The sequence below is a fragment of the Brachybacterium sp. SGAir0954 genome (genome assembly GCF_005490785.1).
Classification (GTDB): domain Bacteria; phylum Actinomycetota; class Actinomycetes; order Actinomycetales; family Dermabacteraceae; genus Brachybacterium; species Brachybacterium rhamnosum.
In genome coordinates, this window is record NZ_CP027295.1 from 804,743 (window position 1) to 827,101 (window position 22,359).

The window sequence follows — 22,359 nt, forward strand, 5'->3', positions numbered from 1 at the left end:
CCGGGCTCCTGGTGCAGGGTCGGGGTGGACGGTCGGTCAGTCCTCGCGGTGGCCGGGCTCGAGGGCGCCGACGGGTCGGTCGCGCTCCGCGGCGCCGCGCGGGAGCTGCCGGCCGGGCAGGGAGGCGCGCACGTCCGGGTCCAGGAGCGCGACGCCGACCGTGCCGTCGAAGGTGACGAAGAGGTGGGTGATGCGAGCCAGCAGCAGCGCCGTGAGGAAGACGCCCGCGATGGTGGTCCACGTGGACTGGGCGATGAACAGCAGCACCATCGCGACGAGCACCGGCACGAGGTACATGAAGGTGCGCTGCACGTACCCGCCGAAGCTCGGCATCTGCACGCCGCGGGACTCCGCCACGGACTTCACCATGAAGTTCGGGCCGTTGCCGATGTAGGTGATCGCGCCGCACAGCACGGCGCCCAGCGAGATCGAGACGAGGTAGAGATGGGGGACGTCCGCGACGCGGGGCTCCCCGGGCAGCTGCGTCGCCATCTCGAAGAAGGTCGCGTAGGTGGGGGCGTTGTCGAGCACCGCGCTCAGGCCGCCCGTGAAGACGAAGAGCGTGATCTCGTTCAAGGGGAGCTTCGGTGCGGCGTTCCGGAGCACCTCGAGCGCCGGCACCATCGTGAGGAAGATGCCGATGAACAGGGCGGCGACCTCCTTGATGGGGCCGAGCTCGAACTGGTTGTCCTCGTAGCGCACGGCCCGGTTCCCGAAGCGGAGGGCGGCCAGGGCGGCGCCCACCATGACGATCTCCCGCCACGGCACGAGGCCCGCGCCGTGGGCGTGGCCCTCGGCGAGCTCGTGGCCGTCCACGGAGGGGATGACGGCGACGGCGACGATGATGACCGCGAACCAGATCAGGCTGCTCGCCCCGGCGAGGCGCAGCGGGGTCACGTGCGTGCGGTCCGCCGCGACGTCCTCGGGGCGCTCGTGGGCGATGATCCGACGGTCCAGCGCCCAATAGGTCAGCAGCAGCAGCGCGTTGACGAACAGCCACATCGGGGCGAGGTGCAGCGTCCACGTGAACGGCACGCCGCGCAGCATGCCCAGGAACAGCGGCGGGTCGCCCAGCGGCGTGAGCAGCCCGCCGCAGTTCGCGACGATGAGGATCGTGAAGACGACGGTGTGCGCCGTGTGCCGGCGCTCGGCGTTCGTGTTCAGCAGCGGCCGGATGAGCAGCATCGCCGCCCCCGTGGTGCCGATGAAGCTCGCGAGCACGCCGCCCACGGCCAGGAAGATCGTGTTGGTGCGCGGGGTGGCGGCGATGTCGCCGCGCAGGAAGATGCCGCCGGAGACCACGAAGAGCGCGAAGAGCAGGGCGATGAACTGCAGGTACTCCACGCCGGCGACGGTGACGAGGTCGCCTCGGCCCGCGAGCAGCACGCCGATCGTGACGGGGACGCCGAGCAGCAGCGACCACAGCAGCTGGTTGCGCGGATGCTCCCAGTGCTTGGCGAGGGCGGGGACGAGCGGGGCGATCGCGATCGCCGCGAGCATCAGCACGAAGGGGGCGATGGACCAGGCGGGGAACGTCATGGGGACTCCTGGCGTGCGGGGCGGGGGCCGGGCTGCTTCAGGGCAGAGTAATCCCGACGCCGACCAGACTTCCCGGCACACCAGGCGGGCCGGGCTCTCCCGGGCGCGCCGCGATCCAGCATGGCACAGCCCGGAGCGGCCCGCGGAGGGTGCCCGGATCGTGAGGCGCGGAGGCGGGCCGACGCGCCGGGCGCCGGGGCGCGGTCGCGCATGAGGTGACGTGCGTACAGCCTCGACATGCTGTGACACCTGGTCAGATTCGCGGACGGGGGCCTAGGGTCGGAGCCCCGTCGCGTGCGAGGAACCGCCCCGCGCCACGATGATCGGAGAAACGTGAGCACGTCATCCGCAGATCAGGGCAGGTCCGAGCACCAGCCGCCCACCACCACGGGACCCATCCCCTTCGAGGAGCTCCCCGACCGAAAGACGATCCGCAAGGCCGTCGCCGCCTCGGCGCTCGGCAATGCGACGGAGTGGTACGACTACGGCGCCTACGCCGTGGTCTCCACCTACATCGCCTCCCACTTCTTCCCCGAGGACTCGTCCGGGCTCTTCTGGACCTACGCGTTCCTCGCGATCTCCTTCCTGGCCCGCCCCTTCGGCGGGTTCGTCTGGGGGCCGCTGGGGGACCGCCTGGGGCGCAAGCACGTGCTCGCGCTGACGATCGTGCTGATGTCGCTCGCGACCTTCCTCATCGGCGTGCTGCCCACCTACGAGACGGTGGGTGTCCTCGCGCCGATCCTGCTCGCGCTGCTGCGCGTCGTGCAGGGCTTCTCCACGGGCGGTGAGTACGGCGGCGCCGCGACGTTCATGGCGGAGTACGCACCGGACAAGCGTCGTGGCCAGTACGGCAGCTTCCTCGAGTTCGGCACCCTGGGCGGCTTCGCGCTCGGGACCGTCGTCGTGCTCGCCCTGCAGCTGATCCTGCCCGAGGCGGCGATGGAGTCCTGGGGCTGGCGCGTCCCGTTCTTCTTCGCGCTGCCGCTGGGCGCGATCGGTCTGTACCTGCGGACCCAGCTCGACGAGACCCCGGTGTTCCAGGAGCTGGACGAGGCCGGGGAGAGCCAGGAGTCGGCGACCCGTGGTCTGCGGGATCTCATCGTCGAGTACTGGAAGCCGATCCTCACCATGGCCGGTCTCGTGATCCCGCTGAACATCGCGAACTACACGCTGCTGACCTACATGCCCGGCTACCTCGAGACGAAGATCGAGATGAGCGCGAACCAGTCGCTCATCGTGATCCTCGTGGGTGAGGTGGCGATGATGGCGCTGATCCCGTTCTGCGGCGGCCTCTCCGACCGGATCGGTCGGAAGAAGCTCTGGTGGACGTCGATGATCGGTCTCTTCGTCGCGGCGCTGCCCATGTACTTCCTCATGGGGCAGGGGTTCGGATGGGCGATCCTCGGCTTCGCGGTGCTGGGCCTGCTGTACATCCCGCAGCTGTCCACGATCTCCGCGACCTTCCCGGCGATGTTCCCCGCGCAGGTGCGCTTCGCGGGCTTCGCGGTCACCTACAACGTCTTCACCTCGCTGTTCGGGGGGACGGCGGCGCCGCTGAACGAGTGGGTGGTCGGGAAGTCGGGGTTCCTCGAGTTCCCCGCCGTCTACGTCATGCTCGGCTGCGTCGTCGGCATGGTCGCGCTGTTCTTCGTCAAGGAGACGGCCGGTGCCTCGCTGCACGGCACGGACATCCCCGAGTCGGAGCCGGAGGACTTCGGCACGGAGGCGATCGCCGCCGAGGACCAGGCGCTCGACGAGGCCGGTCGCTGATCCTCCGGACCGGCTGACTCCGGGCCCGCACGGAACGACTGAGCCCGCCCCCACATCGGGGGGGCGGGCTCAGCTCATGCGTGCGTGAGGCGGGTCAGCTCTTCTTCGAGCGGCGGCCGGAGCGGCCCGAGCTCGCTTGCTCCTTCTCCTGCTCGCGGGGGCGCACGAGACGCTCGTGCCCGGACTCCTCCATCTCCGCGATCTCCTCGTGGTCCAGGAGGAACTCGGAGAACGAGCGGTAGCCGAGGGCCTTCTCGCTGAATGAAGGGTCCATGCGGCGCATGAACGTCTTCACCATCGACAGGTGCATCCACTCGGCGTCGTCCCGCTCGCCCTGCTGCAGGGCGCGCGCGAGAAGGCGGCTCGCGGCGGCGGACTCCGCGGCGGCGGTCTCGGCGGCCGTCGGCCCCGGGGAGTCCTCCGACTCGGCGGTGTCGACGTGGGTCGGAGCGGCGGCGCTCGCCGGGGCCGACTCCGCCGTGGCGGCCGACGCGGACCCGGTCCCGCTGCCGGTGGTCGCGGCGGTGCCGGCGGCGTCGGAGGAGGTCTCCGTGCTCGCCTGGCTCTTGCGACCGCGGCGCGGCTCCTCCCCGACGGGCAGCTCCACGCCGGGCAGGGTCTCGTAGGAGTCGAACTGGTCGCAGGCGGCGGCGAGGGACTTCGCGGTCGAGCCGGCGACGCCGAGGCCCACCACGTAGCGGCCCAGGCGGCGGCAGCGCTGCGCGAGCGGCACGTAGTCGGAGTCGCCGCCCACGATCACGACGTGGGTGAGGGCGGGGATGCGGAACATGTCCTCGACGGCGTCCACGGCGAGGCGGATGTCGGCCCCGTTCTTCGCGTAGGCCGCGGCGGGGAACAGCTGCACGAGGTCCACGGCGCGCGCGACCAGCTGGGCGCGGTAGTCGGCGTTGATGGGGGCGGACCAGTCCGCGTAGGCGCGGGTCAGCATGAGGGAGCCGAACGAGGTGGCGTGGTCGATGATCGCGCCGACGTCCACGGTGGCGCGCGCCAGGCGGTCGGCGATCTCCGGCTCGGTGGGATCGGCGGCGATGCGCTGGCGGTCTCGGCTGAAGGCGTGACGTCCGTGGACGCGGTCGTACCAGGACATGACGATGTTGTCGAAGTCGAGGTACACGGCGACACGGGGGTCCTGGGGATCCGGCATGGGGCTAGTCTGCCCCCTGGAGAGGCTGCGGCGCCCGCGCGGCCTGACAGGATGTGTCCATGCGCGCACGTTCCACCTCCCGCCCCTTCGCCCAGGTCGACGTGTTCGGGGCGTCCCCGTTCCGCGGGAACCCGCTCGCCGTGGTGCTCGACGCCGACGGCCTCGACGAGGCCACGATGCGCGCCTTCGCCTCCTGGACGAACCTCTCCGAGACCACCTTCGTGCTCCCGCCCACGCAGGAGGGCGCCGACTACCGCGTGCGGATCCTGACCCCCTCCACGGAGCTCGACTTCGCCGGCCACCCCACCCTCGGCACGGCCGCCGCATGGCTCGCCGCGGGCGGCGTCCCGGCGGGGGAGCGGATCGTGCAGGAGTGCGGGGCGGGCCTCGTGGAGGTGCGCCGCGACGAGGCCGCGGGCACCCTCGCCTTCGCCGCGCCGCCCCTGCGCCGCAGCGGCCCGCTCGACGCGGAGCACGTGGGGGCCGCCGCCGCGGCCCTCGGCATCGACCCGGGCGCCGTGCGCGATCACGCCTGGGTGGACAACGGCGCCGGCTGGTGCGTGCTCGAGCTGGGCTCCGCCGCGGAGGTGCTCGCCCTCGCCCCGGATCTCGCCGCGATCCCCGCGCGCAAGATCGCCGCGCTCGGCGTGGTCGGGCCGACGGAGGCCGACGGAGGCGTCGGATCCGACGAGTCCGACGGGTCCGACGGGACGGATACGACCGGCGCCGCCGACGGCTCGGCCGGCGCGAGCGGCCCCGCCTACGAGGTGCGCGGGTTCGTCGCGGCGGATCCGGAGTCCGGCACCGCCGGCTACGAGGACCCGGTCACGGGCAGCCTCAACGCCGGCATCGCCCAGTGGATGCTCGAGCGCGGCGCGCTGACCCCGCCGTGGACCGCCCGCCAGGGCTCGGCCCTGCGCCGCGACGGCCTCGTGCACCTCGACGTCGACGCCGACGGCACCCTCTGGGTGGGCGGCACCGCCCGCGTGGACCTGCGCGGCAGCATCGACATCTGATCCGCGGCGCCCGCTGGGGCGCGGCGCCCGCTGGGCAGCGGCGCCCGCTGAGCGCCGCCGTCGGAGGACGCCGCCCGGCCCGGCGCCTTCGGCCCCGCCGGTTTCAGGACTCGACGGCCCGTGGAGGGCGAGCCGCGATCGCGCCGAGCCCCACCACCCACGCGCTCAGCGTGAGCATCTGGGCCCGCTGCGAGACGCCGTCGAGCAGCTGCCACTGCGGTCGCAGGGCGACCACGAGATCCGCGCCGAGCTCGACCGCGCAGCCCGCCGCGACGACCGTGACCACCGGGCCCAGCCAGCGGGGCCGTTCGCGCGGGCGGCGGCGCAGCAGCATCCACGCGGCCCCCGCGCTCGCGACCATGCCGCCCACCGAGAGGATGCTCGTCCCGTCGTGGGCCGCGCGCCGCAGCGCCTCCGGGTCGAGCGCGCTCGAGGCCGTGAGCAGTCCGTCCGTCCCGGCCAGCGGATCCGCGGGCAGGGTCACGGCCGCGGCGAGGATCCCGCCCAGGGCGAAGGCCGCCGCCCCGCCCACGACGAGCCCCCGCCACCGCGAGACCGGCAGCGCCGCGCGCACCGCGGGCAGCTGGGAGAGCTCGAGCAGCGCCGCGAGCACGTCCGTGGTGCGCAGCAGCAGGGCGCTGCGGTGCCCGGGGGTCTCGAGCACGCTCACCTGCTGCGCCCACTCGTGCGGGCCGGGCACCAGCAGGTCGATGAGGAAGTTGGAGTAGAGCACCGCCGCGACCGCCCCGGTGGCGAGGTGCAGGGTGCGGCGCGAGGTCAGCACGGCGCGGGCGGCCGATCGGCAGCGGGCGAGGACGCCGGTGCCCGGCACCCGGGCGCCGCGCAGCGCATCGTCCTGCAGCACGCGCCCACCTCCTGATCCGACCGCGATCCTCCGACGCCACCGATTGTGCGCCGCCCTCCCTGGAGGTTCCCAGGGGGATGCCTATCGTTGAGCTGTGCTCCTGGGACTGTGCTCCGCCGGCGGCGCCGCCCTCTGCTACGGGATCGGCTCCGTCCTCCAGGCCGACGCCGCCCGCCGCACCACCGCCTCCACGGGCCTCGACCCGCGGCTGCTCACCCGGCTCCTGCGCTCCGGCCGCTACCTGATCGGCGTCGCCGCGGACGGCGCCGGCTTCCTGCTCTCCCTGCTCGCCGTGCGCAGCCTGCCGCTGTTCGTCGTGCAGTCCGTCGTCGCGAGCTTCCTCGCCGTGACCGCGGTGCTCGCGGCCGTGCTGCTGCGCATGCCGCTCGGCGGGCGGGACCGCGCGGGGATCGCCGTGGTCGTCGGCGGGCTCGTGCTCGTCGGAGCCTCCGCCGCCCCGGACCACGCCGTCGCCCTCCCTCCCGCCGGGGATCGGGCCGTGCTCGGGGGCGCCCTGCTGCTCGTCCCCGCGGCGATGGTCGTCGGCCGCGCGCCCTGGCATCGCGGCGCCGCCGGGCTCGGGGCCGTCGCCGGTCTCGCCTTCGGCGTCACCGCGATCGCGAGCCGCGTGCTGCCCGGCCCCGCCGGCCAGCCGCCCGGCCGCTACCTGCTCACCCTGCTCACGGACCCGAGCAGCTACGCGCTCGTCCTCGCCGGGGCGCTCGCCCTGCTCACCTACTCCACCGCCCTCCAGCGCGGCTCCGTCACACGAGCCACTGCCCCGCTCGTCGTGGGCGAGACGCTCGTGCCCGCCCTCGTGGGCGTGATCGCGCTGGGCGACCGGCCCCGCCCGGGCTGGGAGTGGGCGGCGATCCTCGGATGCCTCGCCGCGAGCGCCGGGGCCGTGTCCCTCGCCCGGCACGGCGAGATCGAGCCCGACCCCGCCCCCGTCGGCCCCGACCGGAAGGACCCCGCATGACCGGCGTCGACCCCACCGCCGGGCGGACCGGCGCCATCCGCCGCAGCCCCTGGCATGCGCTCGACGACCGCTGGCCGGACCGCTTCGCGAGCGTCATGCTGCTCGCCGCCGTCTTCAACCTGCTGGTCACGATCGTCCCGCCGTGGCACCGCTTCTTCGACCGGCCGGACGACCCGGTCTCCGCGCTCGCGATCCCCGTCGTCCCCAGCCTCATCTACACGGCCCTGCTCGTGGTGCTCGCGGTCGCCCTGCGCCGCCGCCTCCGCGCCGCCTGGTGGCTGATCCTGATCTGGTGGGTCGCGATCCCGCAGCTGGGCCGCCTGCTCGAGCTCACCGAGGCGACGGGGCCGATGCTCGGCCGCGGCCGCCACGTTCTCCCCGAGGTCGGGCTCCTGCTCGGGCTGCTCGTCATCGTGCTGCTGCTGCGCTCGCGCCGGCAGTTCACCGCCCGCCGCGTCCCCGGCAGCCTCCGCGCCGCCGCCGCGCTGTTCCTCCTGGGCGGCGCCGCCCTGCTCGGCGGCGGGGCCTGGCTCGTCCAGCACGCCGGCCGCGCCGACTCCTTCGGCTCGGCCCTGGGCTTCGTGCTCTCCCGCATGCTCGCCGACGTCGGCCGCTTCGAGGCCGTGCAGGCGGTGCACGCCCCCTGGTGGGTGCACGGGCTCGTCAACCTCGTGGGCGCCGTCGTCGTCCTCGCCTCCGCGCTGCTGCTGTTCCGGCCCCCGCGCGCCGCGCAGGAGCTGCCCGCGGCCGACGAGGCGCGCGTGCGCACCCTGCTCGCCGCCCACGGTGAGCACGACTCGCTCGGCTACTTCGCGACCCGCCGCGACAAGGCGATCGTCTGGGACACGCAGGACCCGTCGCAGGCGAGGGCCGGGATCTCCCACCGCACCGTGGGCAGCGTGAGCCTCGCGAGCGGCAACCCCGTCGGGGACCCCGAGCGGTGGCCGCAGGCGATCGACGCCTGGCGGGCCCACGCCCGTGACCAGGGCCTCTCCCTCGCCGTCATGGGTGCCGGCGAGGCGGGCGGGCGCGCCTATGCCGAGGCCGGGCTCGTCGTCTACGACATCGGCGACGAGGCCGTCCTGGACCTGCGGGACTTCAGCCTCTCCGGTCCCGCCATGCGCGGCGTGCGGCAGGCCGTGCACCGTCTCCGCGAGCGCGGCTACACCACGGCCGTGCGCCGCCACGCGGACCTCACCCCCGAGGAGGTCGCCGCGATCGAGGACGGCGCCGCCCGCTGGCGCGGCGACGGCGGCGAGGAGCGCGGCTTCTCCATGGCGCTCGGCCGCCTCGGCGACCCGCTCGACGGCGACTGCCTGCTCGTCGAGGCGCGCGACGCCGACGGCACCCTGCGCGGCGTGCTCTCCTTCGTGCCCTGGGGCCGCACCGGCGCCTCCCTCGACCTCATGCGCCGCGACCCCACCGCGCCCAACGGCCTCATGGAGCTGCTGGTCACCGCCATGGCGGAGCAGGCGCCCGGGCACGGCGTGGGCCGGCTGTCCCTGAACTTCGCCATGTTCCGCGAGGCCTTCGAGCGCGGCGCGGAGATCGGAGCGGGGCCCCTCGCCCGGCTCTGGCGGCGCGGCCTGCTCGTCGCGAGCCGCAGCTGGCAGCTCGAGTCCCTCTACCGCGCGAACGCGAAGTACCGTCCCGCGTGGGAGCCCCGCTACCTGTGCTTCGAGTTCGCCTCCGACCTCCCCCGGGTGGGCGTCGCCGCCGGCACCGCGGAGGGCTTCCTGCGCCCCCTCGCCCTGCCCGGCGCGGGCCGCCGTCGGACCCCCGAGGAGGCGCTCACGAGCGGCGGCGAGGAGCGCGCCGCCGCCGTCCGGGCCCTGCTGCCGCCCGAGGAGGACCCGCTCGAGGCGGCGCTCGCCGGGCGCCGCGTGCCCGAGCAGGTGCGGGTGCGCCTCGCGAAGCTCGAGGCCCTCCGCGCCGACGGCGTCGACCCCTACCCCGTGGGAGCCGAGCGCACCGCGACCCTCGCCGGGGCGCGCGCCGCCGCGGAGGGCCTCGGACCGGACGCACGCAGCGGCACCGAGGTCGCCGTCGCCGGGCGGATCCTGCGCCGCCGCGAGCACGGCCGCATCGTCTTCGCGACCCTCCGCGACGGCAGCGGCGACCTGCAGGTCCTCCTGGGTGACGCGGCCACCCCCGAGGCATGGGCGCTGTGGCGGCGCCTCGACCTCGGCGACCAGATCGCCGTGCGCGGCGAGGTCATCACCACCCGCACCGGCGAGGTCACCGTCGAGGCGCGCACCCTCACCCTCACCTCGAAGGCGCTGCGCCCGCTGCCGGACAAGCACCACGGCCTCGCCGACCCCGAGGCGCGCGTGCGTGACCGGGCCGTGGACCTCGTGGTGCGGCCCGACGCCCGCACCACCGCACACCGCCGCGCGACCGTCGTGCGCAGCGTGCGCGACACCCTCCACGCGCTCGGCTTCACCGAGGTCGAGACGCCCGTGCTGCAGACCGTCCACGGCGGCGCCTCCGCCCGTCCCTTCGAGACCCACATCAACGCCTACGACCTCGACCTCTACCTCCGCATCGCGACCGAGCTGCACCTCAAGCGGCTGCTCGTGGGCGGGATGGAGCAGGTCTTCGAGATCGGCCGGCAGTTCCGCAACGAGGGGGCCGACGCGACCCACAACCCCGAGTTCACCTCGCTCGAGGTGTACGAGGCGTACAGCGACCAGCACGGCATGCGCCGCCTCACCCAGCGGATCATCCAGGACGCCGCCGAGGCCGTGCACGGCCGCCAGATCGGCCTGCGCACCACGAGGGACGGCCGGCTCGAGGAGTTCGACCTCTCCGGCGACTGGCCCGTGATCCCCCTCGCGACCGCCGTCTCCCGCGCCCTCGGCGAGGAGGTGGACGCCTCGATGCCGGCTGCGACGCTCCACGCCCACGCCCGCGCGATCGGTCTCGAGCTCGACCCGCGCCTGGCCGCCGGCCCCGTGCTCGAGGAGCTCTACTCGGCGCTGTGCGAGCACACGACGACCACGCCCGTCTTCTACTGCGACTTCCCCCGCGAGAACGCCCCGCTCGCCCGCCCGCACCGGGACGACCCGCGGCTCGCCGAGAAGTGGGACCTCGTCATCCAGGGCACCGAGCAGGGCACCGCCTACTCCGAGCTCATCGACCCCGTGGACCAGCGGCGTCGCCTCGTCGCCCAGTCGCTGCTCGCCGCCGCCGGGGACCCCGAGGCGATGGCCGTGGACGAGGACTTCCTGCGTGCCCTCGAGCTCGGCATGCCGCCCACCGGCGGGATGGGCATGGGCATCGACCGGCTCGTCATGAACCTCACCGGCCTGCCGATCCGCGAGATCATCCTCTTCCCGCTCGTGCGCCCGCGGGGGCGGTGAGCGGGGACGCTCGCGAGCGACGCCGCCGGCCGTGTCCCGACGGGTGTGCGCCGCGTCATACGCTGGCCCTCATGACGACGACGCTCCCCTTCGGCACCTGGCCCTCCCCGATCACCGCCGAGCAGATGGCCTCCGGCGGCACCCGCCTGGGCGGCGCCCAGCTCGTCGGCGACGAGATCTGGTGGACCGAGGGGATCGCCACCGAGGGCGGCCGCATCGCGATCGTCCGCTCGACCGGCTCCGGAGCGGAGGGCGCGGCCCCCGAGGTCGTGCTGCCCGCCCCGTACAACGCCCGCTCCCGCGTGCACGAGTACGGCGGCTCCGCCTGGACCGCGGTGCCCGCCGGGTTCGGCGACCACGGCGACGCCGATGACCACGACTCCCACGAGCCGCCGCTCGTGCTCTTCGTCGACTTCGCCTCCCAGCGCGTGCACTCCCTGGTCCCGGGGCACGAGCCGCACCCGCTGACCCCCGTCGGCCCCGAGGTCCCCTCCGCCCACGGACCCTCGCTGCGCTGGGCGTGCCCCACGCCCGTCACGCTCGAGGACGGCACCCGCGAGGTGTGGTGGATCTGCGAGGACCACACCGGCGGCGCCGACGGTCCCCGCACCGACGCCGACGGCGCCCCGCACGTCGAGCGGTACATCGCCGCCGTGCCGCTCGACGGATCCGCCGCGGAGGACCCCGCCGCGATCCGCCGCGTCACCCCCGCCTCCCGCTTCGTCGCCGCCCCCGCGCTCAGCCCCGACGGCACGCGCCTCGCCTGGATCAGCTGGGAGCACCCGCAGATGCCGTGGGACGGCACGCTCCTGCACGTCGCACCGCTGATCGACGGGCAGGCCGGCACCGGGGAGATCGTCGCGGGCGCGACGGACGTCTCCGTGCTGCAGCCTGCGTGGCTGGACGAGGACACCCTGCTCTACCTCGCCGACGACTCCGGCTGGTGGACCCCGCAGCGATGGAGCGCCGAGGACGGCGCCCGCCCCGTGCTGCCGGGCGGGTCCCCGCACGCCGAGCGCGAGTTCGCCGGGTCCCTCTGGATGCTCGGCACCATCTGGATGCACGTGCTCGACGCGGACCGGGTGCTCGTCCAGCACGGCCGCGACGCCGACGCCCTCGGCGTGCTCACCGTGAGCACGGGCGTCGTCACGGACCTCGACCAGCCGCTCACCCTGATCTCCTCGATCGCCGTGGGGGAGGGCGGCCTGCTCGTCATCGGCGGCGCCTCGCCCACCGCGTTCCCCGCGCTGCACACCGCGCGCCTCACCCTCGATCCCGCCCCCGCGCTGTCCCCGCTGCACGTGCTGCGCTCCTCCCGGCAGGACGCCCCGGACCCCGCCGCCCTCCCCGCCGGGGAGAGCATCGAGGTGCCGCTCGCGGGCGGCGGCGTGGTCCACGCGATCGTCTACCGGCCCCGGCAGGAGGGCTTCGCCGGGCAGGACGGCGAGCTGCCCCCGTTCATCGCCCGCGTCCACGGCGGCCCCACCTCGCACGTGCCGCCCGTGCTGAGCCTGCCCGTCGCCTACTACACCTCCCGCGGCCTCGGTGTCGTCGAGGTCAACTACGGCGGCTCCACCGGCCACGGCCGCGCCTACCGGGACCGCCTGAAGGGCCAGTGGGGAGTGGTCGACGTGCAGGACACCGTCGCCGTCATGGAGCACCTGGTCAGCGCCGGGATCGCCGACGGCGCGCGGCTCGCGATCGAGGGCGGCAGCGCGGGCGGCTGGACCACCCTCGCCTGCCTCACCCGCACCGACACCTTCGCCGCCGGCGTCTCGAGCTTCGGCGTCGCGGAGCTCGAGTCCTTCCGCAGCGACACCCACGACTTCGAGTCCCGGTACATCGACGGGCTCGTCGGCCCTTACCCGGAGCGCAGGGACCTCTACGTCGAGCGGGCGCCGCTCAGCCACGTCGACGAGCTCGAGTGCCCCGTGCTGCTCCTCCAGGGGGACGAGGACAGGATCGTGCCGCCCAGCCAGTCCGAGATGTTCCGCGACGCGCTCGCCGCGAAGGGCATCCCGCACGCCTACCTGCTGTTCGAGGGGGAGCAGCACGGCTTCCGGCAGTCGGCGACGATCATCCGCGCCACCGAGGCCGCGCTCTCCTTCTACGGGCAGGTGCTCGGCTTCACCCCGCTCGACGTGCCCGTGCTGGACCTCGACCGCGGCTGAGACCGGCAGCGGTCCCCCAGCACGAGCGCCGCGAAGGGCACCGGCACGGGCAGCCCCGTCGGAGGGGTGTACCGGCAGGGCACCGCAGGGGTGCCTCCCGGACGCAGGAGGGGACCTACCCTGGCGTGCATGGACAACCGAGCCGAGGTCCGCGAGTTCCTCATGACCCGCCGTGCGAAGGTCACGCCGGAGCAGGCGGGGCTGCCGAGCATCGGCGCCCGGCGCGTGCCCGGACTGCGCCGCAGCGAGGTCGCCGTGCTCGCGGGACTCAGCGTCGAGTACTACGCGAAGCTCGAGCGCGGGCAGATCACCGGCGCCTCCGCCTCCGTCCTCGACGCGCTCGCCCGCGCACTCCAGCTCGACGAGGTGGAGCGTCGCCACCTGCAGGACCTCGCCCGCGCGGCCGACGGCACCGCCACCGCGTCCCGCCGCCGCCGGCCCCGCCCCGGGGCGCGGGCCGGCTCCCGACCGGCGCTGCAGTGGATGCTCGACGGGATGACCGGCTCGGCCGTGTTCGTCCGCGACCCGTACCACCGGATGATCGCCGCGAACCAGCTGGGCCGTGCCTTCTACCTGCCGGTGGTGGGTGAGGCGGGGCTGCTCGCCCTGCCCGAGGGCGTGCACGCCCCGAACCTCGTGCGCTTCCAGTTCCTGGACCCCGCCTCCCGCGACTTCTACCCGGACTGGGAGGCGTTCGCGCGGATGGGCGTGGGCGCCCTGCGCGTCGAGGCGGGTAAGGACCCGCACGATCCGGTGCTGCAGGAGCTGATCGGGGAGCTCTCCACCTGCTCCGAGGACTTCCGACGGCTGTGGGCCGCGCACGACGTCCACGCCCACAGCGCCGGCACCAAGCGCTTCGTGCACCCCGTGGTGGGGGCGCTGACGGTGCGCTTCGAGCAGATGGAGCTCTCCGCGGATCCGGGCTGCATGCTCATCGCCTACACGGCGGAGCCGGGGACCGAGGCCGCGGAGCGGATGAGCCTGCTCGCGAGCTGGGCGGCGACCCGCGCCGAGGAGCTCCGCGAGCACGGGGCCGCCCCCGCCCCTGAGGGCGCGGACCCGACCGTGCCCTCCTGAGCCGGGCGGTCGGCCGCGGGGCTTCGCCGCTCGGCCGCCCGCCGCTCGCCCACCTCTCGCTCTCCCGCCGCCCGGGTGCCCGCCGGCCGCCCGTCGATCCCCCCGCGCCACGCCCGCTGCCCGTCGACCGGATGTCCGTTTGCGCGCGGTGGTTCCGTTCGTGGAACTCAGGCACGCGAACGGACAGGGGTGGCCGGGCCGAGCCCGGCCCGGGCCTCAGGCGCCGATGTCGAGCTTGCCGACCGCCGTGATCGGGGCGACGCGGCCCTCCTCGAGCTGGTACTGGCAGCCCACGATGCCGAGCTCGCCGCGAGCGACGGCGTCGCTGATCACCCGCGAGGAGCGCATGAGCTGGTGGATCGTCTCGTCGAGGTGGCGGCGGCCCACGGCGTCCGCGTCGATCCGCGCCGGGTCCACGTAGGGGCTGAGCCGCTGGGTGGCGAGCCACTCCTGCTGGACCGCCGGCTGGATCAGCTCGAGCTCGCGGCGGATCGCCGGGGTGGTCTCGGAGGGGTGCGCGGTGGTGAGGTCGATCGCGGCCTTCACCGCGCCGCAGGAGCCGTGGGCGAGCACGACGATCACGGCGACGCCGAGGCTCGAGACGGCGAACTCCATCGTCGCGACGGTGTTCTCGTTGGCGATCTGGCCGATGTTCCGCACCACGAACAGCTCGCCCAGGCCGCAGTCGAAGAGGATCTCCGCGGCGACGCGCGAGTCGGAGCAGCCCAGGAACGCGGCGTCCGGCGCCTGGAACTCGGTGAGCTCGCTGCGGCGCGCGGCGTCCTGGTCGGGGTGGCGCACCTCGCCCCCCATGAAGCGCTCGTTGCCTGCGGCGAGGTCGTCCCACGCCTCCTGCACGCTGACGCGAGGTGTCGCCATGAGCTGGTCCTTCCGGTCGAGATGGTGAAGCCTTCCCCAGCACATTACGCCGCGGGGGCGGCGGGCCAGGGCGTCGTCCGCCCCGGCCGCGGTGCGGGCGGGGCGGTGGCATGACGCAGGTCTCAGGCCTGAGCGGCGAGCGCCTCCCGGATCGGCCCGGAGAGATCCTCCGGGGTCACCGTCGGCTCGACACGGGCGATGACGCGGCCCTCGCGGTCCAGCAGGAACTTGGTGAAGTTCCAGGGGATGTCCCCGCCCTCGATGTGCTCGCCTGCCGGGGTCTCGTGCGGGCCCGTCAGCCACCGGTACAGAGGATCGGCGCCCCCGCCGTTGACCTCGATCTTCGCGTGCATCGGGAAGGTGACACCGTAGCCGGTGGAGCAGAAGGCCGCGATCTCCGACGCCGTGCCGGGCTCCTGGTGCCCGAACTGGTCGCAGGGGAAGCCGAGCACCGCGAGGCCCTGCTCGGCGTAGGCCTCGTGCAGGGCCTGCAGCCCCGCGTACTGCGGGGTGAGCCCGCACTGGCTGGCGGTGTTCACCACGAGCACCACCTTGCCGAGGTGCGCGGAGAGGTCGGTGGGGGAGCCGTCGAGGGTGGTCGCGGAGAAGTCGCCGAGGGTCGTCATGGCCCCATCATGGACCTCCTCGCCGGGAGGTCCCGCAGGTGGGGCTCAGTGCTTGCCGCGCAGCTGCGGCGGGGCCGCGAGCATCTGCAGGTCCAGCTGGCGCAGCACGGTGTCCGCCGCCTCGGGGTCCACGCCCGGCTCGGAGCGGGCCTGGAGGACCTCGGCGCGGGCGGCGTCCAGGCCGACCGTCTGCGCGGCGACCATGAGCTCGCGGCCGCGGCGCAGCTTCTTGCGCTTGGCGAGCATCTGCTGGTGCAGCTCGGCGTCCACGGGCGTGCCGTCGGGGTTCATCGCGACCACGGCCTGCGTCGAGGTGTCGAGCTCCTTGCGCAGGCCCTGGAAACGCTGCTTGATCGCGGCGAGCTGCTCCGGGGTGATCTCCTCGGAGTTCTCGAAGCGATCACGGATCGCCTCGATCGCCGCGCCCTGGGCGCGGGCGGTGAGCTCGCGGATCTCGCCCATGGTCACGGTGCCGTCGTCCTGCAGCTTGAGCGCCTTCAGCAGCGGGCCGACGCCGAGGCCCGTCGGCACGAGCGTCACCAGCAGCACCGCGCTCGCGACGATGACGACGAGGTTGCGATGGTCGCCCACCGCCTCGGTGTTGGGGATCGCGAGGGCCAGGGCGAGCGTCGCGAGGCCGCGCATGCCGCACCAGGTGAGGACGACGGAGTCCTTCCAGGAGAGGTCGTCCCCGCCGTCCTTGCGGGCCACGGGCCGGATCAGCAGCATGCCGATCGCGCGGACGACGATCACCACGGCGCAGACGGCCGCCGCGATCGGCACGTAGTCCAGGACCCCCCTGCCCTCCTCGGCGACGGCGTCCCGCAGCTGCATGCCCATGAGGCCGAAGGCGATGCCGGTGACGAGCAGGTTCGCCACGTCCCAGAAGGTCGCGCGGGAGATGCGGGCCTCGGAGTCCTCCGCGCGGGCGCGGCGCTTGGTCTCCAGCGCCGTGACGACGACCGCGATGACGCCGGAGGCGTGCAGCTCCTCCGCGGCGATGTAGGCGGCGAAGGGGACGACGACGCTCATGGCGGTGCGGGCCGCGGTGGTCGTGACCATGCGGGAGGCGAAGCGGTAGCCGAAGCCGAGGGCGAAGCCGATGCCCACGGCGATGATGGCGCCCACGAGGAAGTCGACGACGAGGCCCACGCCCAGCGAGGCGCCGCTGTCCAGGGCGGAGAGTGCGGCGGTGAACAGCACGATCGCGACGGCGTCGTTGAACAGGCCCTCCGTCTGCAGCATCGACAGCAGGCGGCGGGGCATCTTCGCGGGCCCGGCGACGGCCTCCACGGCGACCGGGTCCGGCGGGGCGACCATCGCGCCGAGCATGACGGCGAGCGGCAGGGCGATCCCGGGGACGAGCAGGGACACGGTGCCGGCCACGAGCGCGGCGGTCACCGCGGTGAGGCCCACGGCGAGGGCGAGCAGGGTGCGCCAGCGGGAGATGAACACGGACCAGTCCGTCTTCTGCGCGGTCGCGAACAGCAGCGGCGGCAGCAGCAGCGGCAGGATCAGGTGGGCGTCGATCTGCAGGTGCGGCAGGCCCGGGATCGAGGCGATCGCGCTGCTCGCGAGGAGCATGAGGATCGGGTACGGCAGCCGCCACCGTTCACCGAGGGCCACGCACACCACCGTCACCGCGAGCAGTCCGACGACGAGGGCGAGGGTGGTCATGCGGCGGTCTCCTGGGCTCGGCGGCGTGCGGCGCGCATCCCCGGCCGAGGCTGCGTGGCGCCGGGGGAGAGGAGACGCGGGTGCGTGTCCAGAATATCGCGGCATGCCCGGGAGCTGTCCGGGAGCCGGGTCCACGACGGCCGACGGGCCGGCGTCCGTCTCGAGGACGGGCGCCGGCCCGTCGGGCTGACCGAGGTCGGGGGTCAGCAGTAGGCGGTCGTGGAGGACGTGCGGACGTACGTCTTCGTCGCCTTGTGGCTGCCGCCGCGGTACGTGCAGGACTCCAGGAGCTTGCCCGTGGAGGTAAAGGTGCGGGCGGTATCCCCGGTGTTGTTCCAGATGTACGAGGACGTGTTCCAGTACAGGGTGGAGGAGGAGTTCTTCCCCTTGCCGGACCTGATCGTCACGGACTTCCCGGCGCCGAGCGTGAAGCCCTGGGGGAAGGTGAACTTCTGCGGACCGTTGTCACGCACGGTGTAGCCGGTGAGCGTGAGCGTGGTGCGTCCCGTGTTCTTCAGGACGATGTACTCCTTGGTGTACCCGGAGTTCGTGGACTTGTCGGTGCCCGGCGGGTCGTAGTACACGGAGACGATGTCGAGGGGCTTCACGGTCGCGGCGTCCGCCGCGGGGGCGATGGCCATCGGTGCGGCGAGGGTCGCGGCGGCGAGGAGCGCGAGGAGCAGGATCCGGGCGCGGCCGGAGAGGGCGGTGATCACAGAGGACTCCAGGAGGACGGCCGGCGGCTGCGCCGGGCGACGACGGGGTGGGTGTACGGCTGGAGCCGTAGCGACGGTGAGGTCCGTCGGGCAGCAGGAATCTACACGTCGGATCCGTCGTGGATGCGCGTTTCCGCCCGATGCGACGCGCCTCACCGTCCGGGAGGGCGGTGAGGCGCGTCCGTGCTGGTCAGCGGGCTGCGGTCAAAGCGAGTCCTGCCACGCCTGGTGCAGTGCGGCGAAGCGGCCGCCCGCCGCGACGAGCTCCTGCGGGGAGCCGTCCTCGACAACCTCGCCGCCGTGCACCACGAGCACCCGGTCCGCGATCATCACCGTCGTGAGGCGGTGCGCGATGATCAGCGAGGTGCGGTGCCCGAGCAGCTTCGTGAGCCCCTCCTGCACCATCCGCTCGCTCGGGATGTCCAGCGAGCTGGTCGCCTCGTCGAGGATCAGCACGCGCGGGTCCGCGAGGAACGCGCGGGCGAAGGAGATCAGCTGCCGCTGCCCGGCGGAGACGCGGCCGCCGCGCTTGTTCACGTCGGTGTCGTAGCCGTAGGGCAGCTGCTCGATGAAGGAGTCCGCGCCGATGGCCTTCGCCGCCGCCTCGATCTCCTCGCGGCTCGCCCCCGGCCTGCCGAGCGCGATGTTGTCCGCGACGGTGCCGGAGAACAGGTACGCCTCCTGGGTGACCATGACGATGTTGCGGGTGAGGTCCTTCATGGAGATGTCCCGCAGGTCCACGCCGTCGAGCTTCACGCTGCCCTCGGTCGGGTCGTAGAAGCGCGAGATGAGCTTCGCGACCGTGGACTTGCCGGCGCCCGTCTGCCCCACGAGCGCGACCGTCTGCCCTGCGGGGATGTGCAGGTCCATCGGCCGCAGCACGAGCGGGCCCTGCGGCGTGTAGCGGAAGGAGACGTCCTCGAAGTCGATCCTCCCGGAGGACTGCGGCAGGGGCGTCGGCGCGTCGGACTCCTTGACGTGCGGCTGCTCCGCGAGGAGGTTCGCGATCTTCTCGAGCGCCGCCACGGCGGACTGGAACGCGTTGTAGAAGTTCGCGATCTCGTCGACCGGCTGGAAGAAGCGCCGCGAGTAGAGCACGAGCGCGACGAGCACGCCCACCTGCAGGTCGCCGGAGAGCACCCGGAAGCCGCCCACGACGAGCACCGCCGCGATGGTGACGTTCGCGAGCACGCGCAGCGAGGGCTGGTAGATGCCGAACACCTGGATCGAGCGCAGCGACGCGTTGCGGTAGTCCATCGCGAGCGTGTCGAAGCGCTCCTGGTTGCGGTCCTCCTTGCGGAAGGCCTTCACCGCGCGGATCCCGGCCATCGCCTCGACGAAGTGCACGATCAGCCGCGCCGAGTGGGTGCGGATCGCGCGGTACTCGACGGAGGAGCGGCGCTGGAACCACAGGGTGAGGAGCAGGCAGGGGACGAGCATGAGCAGCATGACCACGCCGGTCACCCAGTCCATCGCGACGATCAGCACGATCGTGAACACCATCGAGAGGAACGAGCCCACCATGATGTTCACGCCGGAGTCGAGCAGCTCGCGCAGCGCCTCCATGTCGCTCGTCTGGCGGGAGACGATCCGGCCGGAGGTGTAGCGCTCGTGGAACTCGAGGTCCTGGCGCTGGGTGAAGCGGAAGACCTTCCGGCGCAGCGCGAGCAGCATCCGCTGGCCCACGACGACGGACTGCTTCACGTAGCCGTAGGTGAGCACGCCGCCCACGATCGCGCAGGCGATGTGGAGGGCGGCCGCCTGGATCGCGGGCACCGAGTTCCCGGCCGCGAGCGCGGGGATGCCGTGGTCGATGCCCCAGGCGATGATCGCCGGGCCGGCGACGACGGCCAGCTGCGCGACGACGACCATGACGGCCATGACCGCGAACTGCCCCTTCACGGGGGAGACCAGCTCGCCCAGCAGGGTGAGGGAGCGCTTGCGGGAGGCCTTCGCCTCCTCCGGGGTGAGGTCCTTCTGCTCGTCGTCTCCCGCGCGGTCGCGGGTCGCGGTGGCGGTCATCGTGCGGCCTCCGGCTCGGTCTCGGACGTGCTGGTGCCCTCTGATCCGGGTGGGCCGTCGGCCGCCTCCCGGGTGTCCCGCGCCTCCTGCGCCTCCTGGGCGCGCTGGATCTCGCGGAGGTCGAGCTCGCCGGTGAGCGCCTCGATGTCCTGGTCGCGGCGCGTCTCCTCCTCCTGGTTCGCGATCACCCAGCGGTAGCGGGCGCTCGAGGCCATGAGCTCGGTGTGCGTGCCGACGGCGACCACGGTGCCGCCGTCGAGCAGGGCGACCCTGTCCGCGAGGGCGACCGTCGAGGTGCGGTGGGCGACGATCAGGGTGGTCGTGCCCTCGAGCACCTCGCGGAGGCGGCCGGTGACCGTCTCCTCGGTGCGCGTGTCGAGCGCGGAGAGCGGGTCGTCCAGCAGCAGCACCGCCGGGCGGGCCGCGATCGCGCGGGCCAGGGCGAGGCGCTGGCGCTGACCGCCGGAGAGGCTCATGCCCTCCTCGCCGATCCGCGTGTCCACGCCGTCCGGCAGCTCGTACGCGTAGGTGGCGTCCGCCGTGCGCAGGGCGAGGTGCAGCAGCTCCTCGGCCGCCTCGTCGGAGAGCGCCGGATCCGCGCCGAGCAGGACGTTGTCCCGCACCGAGTCGGAGAACAGCGTCGCGTCCTCGAAGGCGACCGCGGTGAGGGTGCGCAGGTCCGGGAGGGCCAGGTCGCGCACGTCGACCCCGTCGATCCGCACGCGCCCCTCCGTCACCTCGTACAGGCGCGGCACGAGCTGCAGCAGCGTCGACTTGCCCGAGCCGGTGACGCCCACGAGCGCCATCGTCTCGCCCGGGCGGATCTCGAGGTCCACGCCGTCGAGCACGTCCTTCACGTGGCCGGGGGCGTCCTCGTAGCGGAAGTGCACGCCCTCGAAGCTGACGGCGCCGCGCGCGGCCGACGTGTCCACGGCGACCGGGCTCTCCGGGGAGGTGATCGTGTTCTCCTCGTCCATCACCTCGTAGTGGCGGTCCAGCGCGGTGGAGGCGTTGACCATCTGCCCGAACAGCATGCCGAGCATGCGCACCGGTCCCACGACGAGGGTCGCGGTGGCGAAGTAGCTCGCGAGCTGGCCCACGCTGATCGAGCCGCCCGCCACGAGGTGCAGGCCCACGAACAGGGCGATGCCGAGCGCGAGCTCCGGCAGCATGAACATGAACATGTCGAAGCGCGCCATGGAGGTCGCCTTGCGCACCTCGGTGCGGCGCAGCTCCTCCGCCTGCTCGGTGAACCCCTCGAGGGCCGACGGGCCGCGGCCGAAGGCCTTCAGCACACGGATGCCCTGCACCGACTGCTCGATGGTCGTGGCGAGGTCGCCGTTCTGGTCCTGCGAGAGGCGCGAGAGCACCGAGAACTCGCGGTGGAAGCGGTAGGCGATGACCGTCACCGGCACCGCCGCGAGGAAGAAGATCAGCGCGAGCAGCCACGAGGAGCGCACCAGCAGCACCATGCCGACGACGATCGTCACCGACGTCGTGACCAGCATGATCATGCCGAACGCGATCCAGCGGCGGATCGTGTTGATGTCGCTCATCATGCGCGAGAGCAGCTGGCCCGAGCCCCATCCGTCGTGGAAGGAGACGGGCATGTGCTGCGTCTTCGCGTAGAAGCGGACGCGGATGTCCTTCTCGACGAGCGTCGAGGGAGCGACGGCGAACACGCGCCGCAGCCAGATGAGGGCGGCCTCGACGAGGCCGAGGGCGAGGACCACGGCGCCGCCGGTCCACACGGTCGCGGAGGCCGCGCCGACGTGGAGACGGTTCACCACGACCTCGAGCACCTGGGGGATGCCCAGGGCGACGAGGGAGGCGGTGAGGGCGCTGAGGAGCCCCAGGTAGAGACGGAAACGGATCGGGCGGACCGTCTGCCAGAGACGGCTCATGGTGCCGAGCATGGGGCGTTGCATCCTTGCGGAGGAGCGGGGGTCCCGGACGGGAAGGGGAGGGGGTGGGGACCGGAGACTTAGCCTAGTCAACGATTCCCACGAGGGACAGGACATATCGCGGATGTCCCGGGGGATGAGATGTCGTGCCGCTCCCCGCGCTCATGCGACCGGGCCCGGGCTCAGTGCCCGGCCCGGTGCCACGGCTCCGGTCAGGAGGCGGTGGGCTCCCACTCGCCGTAGGCGGCGTCGGAGAGCACGGCGGAGGCGCCCGCGGCCGCGGCGGTCACGGTGAGCACGGCCGGCCAGGAGCCGATCTTCTTGGCGAGCGGGTGCGAGAGGCCGAAGCCGAGCACGTAGGCGGCGCCGAGCACGGCGGCGGTCGCGGGGCCGCGGCGGGCCAGCCAGGTGCGGCCCGCGTAGAGGCCGGCGGCGCCGAGCACCACACCGCCGAGCGGCCGGATCCCGGTCTCGCGTGCGGTGACATAACCGCCGATCAGGCCGACGGCGACGATCGGTGCGGTGCGGACGGATTCGGCGGACTTCAGCGCGGTGCTCATGCGCCCGAGCCTACGCCGGGCGGGGCCGCGG

The 22,359-nt window shown here is 73.6% G+C and carries 16 protein-coding genes; 6 read left to right on the forward strand and 10 right to left on the reverse strand.

The window, feature by feature from the left end; all coding sequences use genetic code 11:
• Positions 1 to 36 precede the first annotated feature (36 nt).
• On the reverse strand, positions 37 to 1,539 hold the full coding sequence (locus tag C1N80_RS03605; protein WP_137769526.1) for a sodium:proton antiporter: 1,503 nt from the start codon (positions 1,537 to 1,539) through the stop codon (positions 37 to 39).
• Positions 1,540 to 1,872: 333 nt separating this feature from the next.
• On the opposite strand from C1N80_RS03605, the gene C1N80_RS03610 reads away from it, so the two are divergent.
• A complete protein-coding gene (locus C1N80_RS03610; RefSeq protein WP_205750670.1) occupies positions 1,873 to 3,309 on the forward strand; it encodes an MFS transporter in 1,437 nt (478 codons plus the stop codon).
• Positions 3,310 to 3,403: 94 nt separating this feature from the next.
• On the opposite strand, the gene C1N80_RS03615 is transcribed toward C1N80_RS03610, so the two are convergent.
• Positions 3,404 to 4,474, reverse strand: coding sequence for an NYN domain-containing protein (locus C1N80_RS03615; protein WP_137769527.1), 1,071 nt, complete (start codon positions 4,472 to 4,474; stop codon positions 3,404 to 3,406).
• A 59-nt stretch (positions 4,475 to 4,533) separates the two neighbouring features.
• Between C1N80_RS03615 and C1N80_RS03620 the strand changes: the two genes are divergently transcribed.
• Positions 4,534 to 5,490, forward strand: coding sequence for a PhzF family phenazine biosynthesis protein (locus C1N80_RS03620; protein ID WP_137769528.1), 957 nt, complete (start codon positions 4,534 to 4,536; stop codon positions 5,488 to 5,490).
• Positions 5,491 to 5,593: 103 nt separating this feature from the next.
• Here C1N80_RS03620 and C1N80_RS03625 read toward each other — a convergent pair whose 3' ends face one another.
• Positions 5,594 to 6,355, reverse strand: coding sequence for a DUF998 domain-containing protein (locus C1N80_RS03625; protein ID WP_168198006.1), 762 nt, complete (start codon positions 6,353 to 6,355; stop codon positions 5,594 to 5,596).
• A 94-nt stretch (positions 6,356 to 6,449) separates the two neighbouring features.
• Between C1N80_RS03625 and C1N80_RS03630 the strand changes: the two genes are divergently transcribed.
• The 4 genes from C1N80_RS03630 to C1N80_RS03645 all read left to right on the forward strand — a co-directional run bounded on the left by C1N80_RS03630 (position 6,450) and on the right by C1N80_RS03645 (position 13,944).
• Complete coding sequence (locus C1N80_RS03630; RefSeq protein WP_137769530.1) at positions 6,450 to 7,334, forward strand: hypothetical protein; 885 nt, start codon at positions 6,450 to 6,452, stop codon at positions 7,332 to 7,334.
• Entirely contained in the window at positions 7,331 to 10,696 is a 3,366-nt protein-coding gene (gene lysX / locus C1N80_RS03635; protein WP_137769531.1) for a bifunctional lysylphosphatidylglycerol synthetase/lysine--tRNA ligase LysX, read from the forward strand. Before C1N80_RS03630 ends, lysX begins: the two co-directional genes overlap by 4 nt.
• 71 nt (positions 10,697 to 10,767) lie before the next feature.
• Positions 10,768 to 12,867 carry a prolyl oligopeptidase family serine peptidase gene (locus C1N80_RS03640; RefSeq protein ID WP_137769532.1) on the forward strand — a complete coding sequence of 700 codons (2,100 nt, stop codon included), beginning with the start codon at positions 10,768 to 10,770 and terminating at the stop codon, positions 12,865 to 12,867.
• 129 nt (positions 12,868 to 12,996) lie between these two features.
• Entirely contained in the window at positions 12,997 to 13,944 is a 948-nt protein-coding gene (locus C1N80_RS03645; RefSeq protein ID WP_137769533.1) for a helix-turn-helix transcriptional regulator, read from the forward strand.
• 216 nt (positions 13,945 to 14,160) lie between these two features.
• Here C1N80_RS03645 and C1N80_RS03650 read toward each other — a convergent pair whose 3' ends face one another.
• From C1N80_RS03650 to C1N80_RS03680, 7 genes are all read right to left on the reverse strand, one after another.
• Positions 14,161 to 14,823, reverse strand: coding sequence for a carbonic anhydrase (locus C1N80_RS03650; RefSeq protein ID WP_137769534.1), 663 nt, complete (start codon positions 14,821 to 14,823; stop codon positions 14,161 to 14,163).
• A gap of 122 nt (positions 14,824 to 14,945) precedes the next feature.
• On the reverse strand, positions 14,946 to 15,449 hold the full coding sequence (locus tag C1N80_RS03655; RefSeq protein ID WP_137769535.1) for a glutathione peroxidase: 504 nt from the start codon (positions 15,447 to 15,449) through the stop codon (positions 14,946 to 14,948).
• A 45-nt stretch (positions 15,450 to 15,494) separates the two neighbouring features.
• Positions 15,495 to 17,126 carry a sodium:proton antiporter gene (locus C1N80_RS03660; RefSeq protein ID WP_137769536.1) on the reverse strand — a complete coding sequence of 544 codons (1,632 nt, stop codon included), beginning with the start codon at positions 17,124 to 17,126 and terminating at the stop codon, positions 15,495 to 15,497.
• Positions 17,127 to 17,329: 203 nt separating this feature from the next.
• Entirely contained in the window at positions 17,330 to 17,842 is a 513-nt protein-coding gene (locus C1N80_RS03665) for a lamin tail domain-containing protein (protein ID WP_240811219.1), read from the reverse strand.
• A 204-nt stretch (positions 17,843 to 18,046) separates the two neighbouring features.
• A complete protein-coding gene (locus C1N80_RS03670) occupies positions 18,047 to 19,864 on the reverse strand; it encodes an ABC transporter ATP-binding protein (protein ID WP_137769537.1) in 1,818 nt (605 codons plus the stop codon).
• Positions 19,861 to 21,780, reverse strand: coding sequence for an ABC transporter ATP-binding protein (locus C1N80_RS03675; RefSeq protein WP_137769538.1), 1,920 nt, complete (start codon positions 21,778 to 21,780; stop codon positions 19,861 to 19,863). Before C1N80_RS03675 ends, C1N80_RS03670 begins: the two co-directional genes overlap by 4 nt.
• Positions 21,781 to 21,980: 200 nt before the next feature.
• Positions 21,981 to 22,328: a hypothetical protein gene (locus tag C1N80_RS03680; RefSeq protein ID WP_137769539.1), complete on the reverse strand. Its 348-nt coding sequence runs from the start codon at positions 22,326 to 22,328 to the stop codon at positions 21,981 to 21,983.
• Between the last annotated feature and the right edge of the window lie 31 nt (positions 22,329 to 22,359).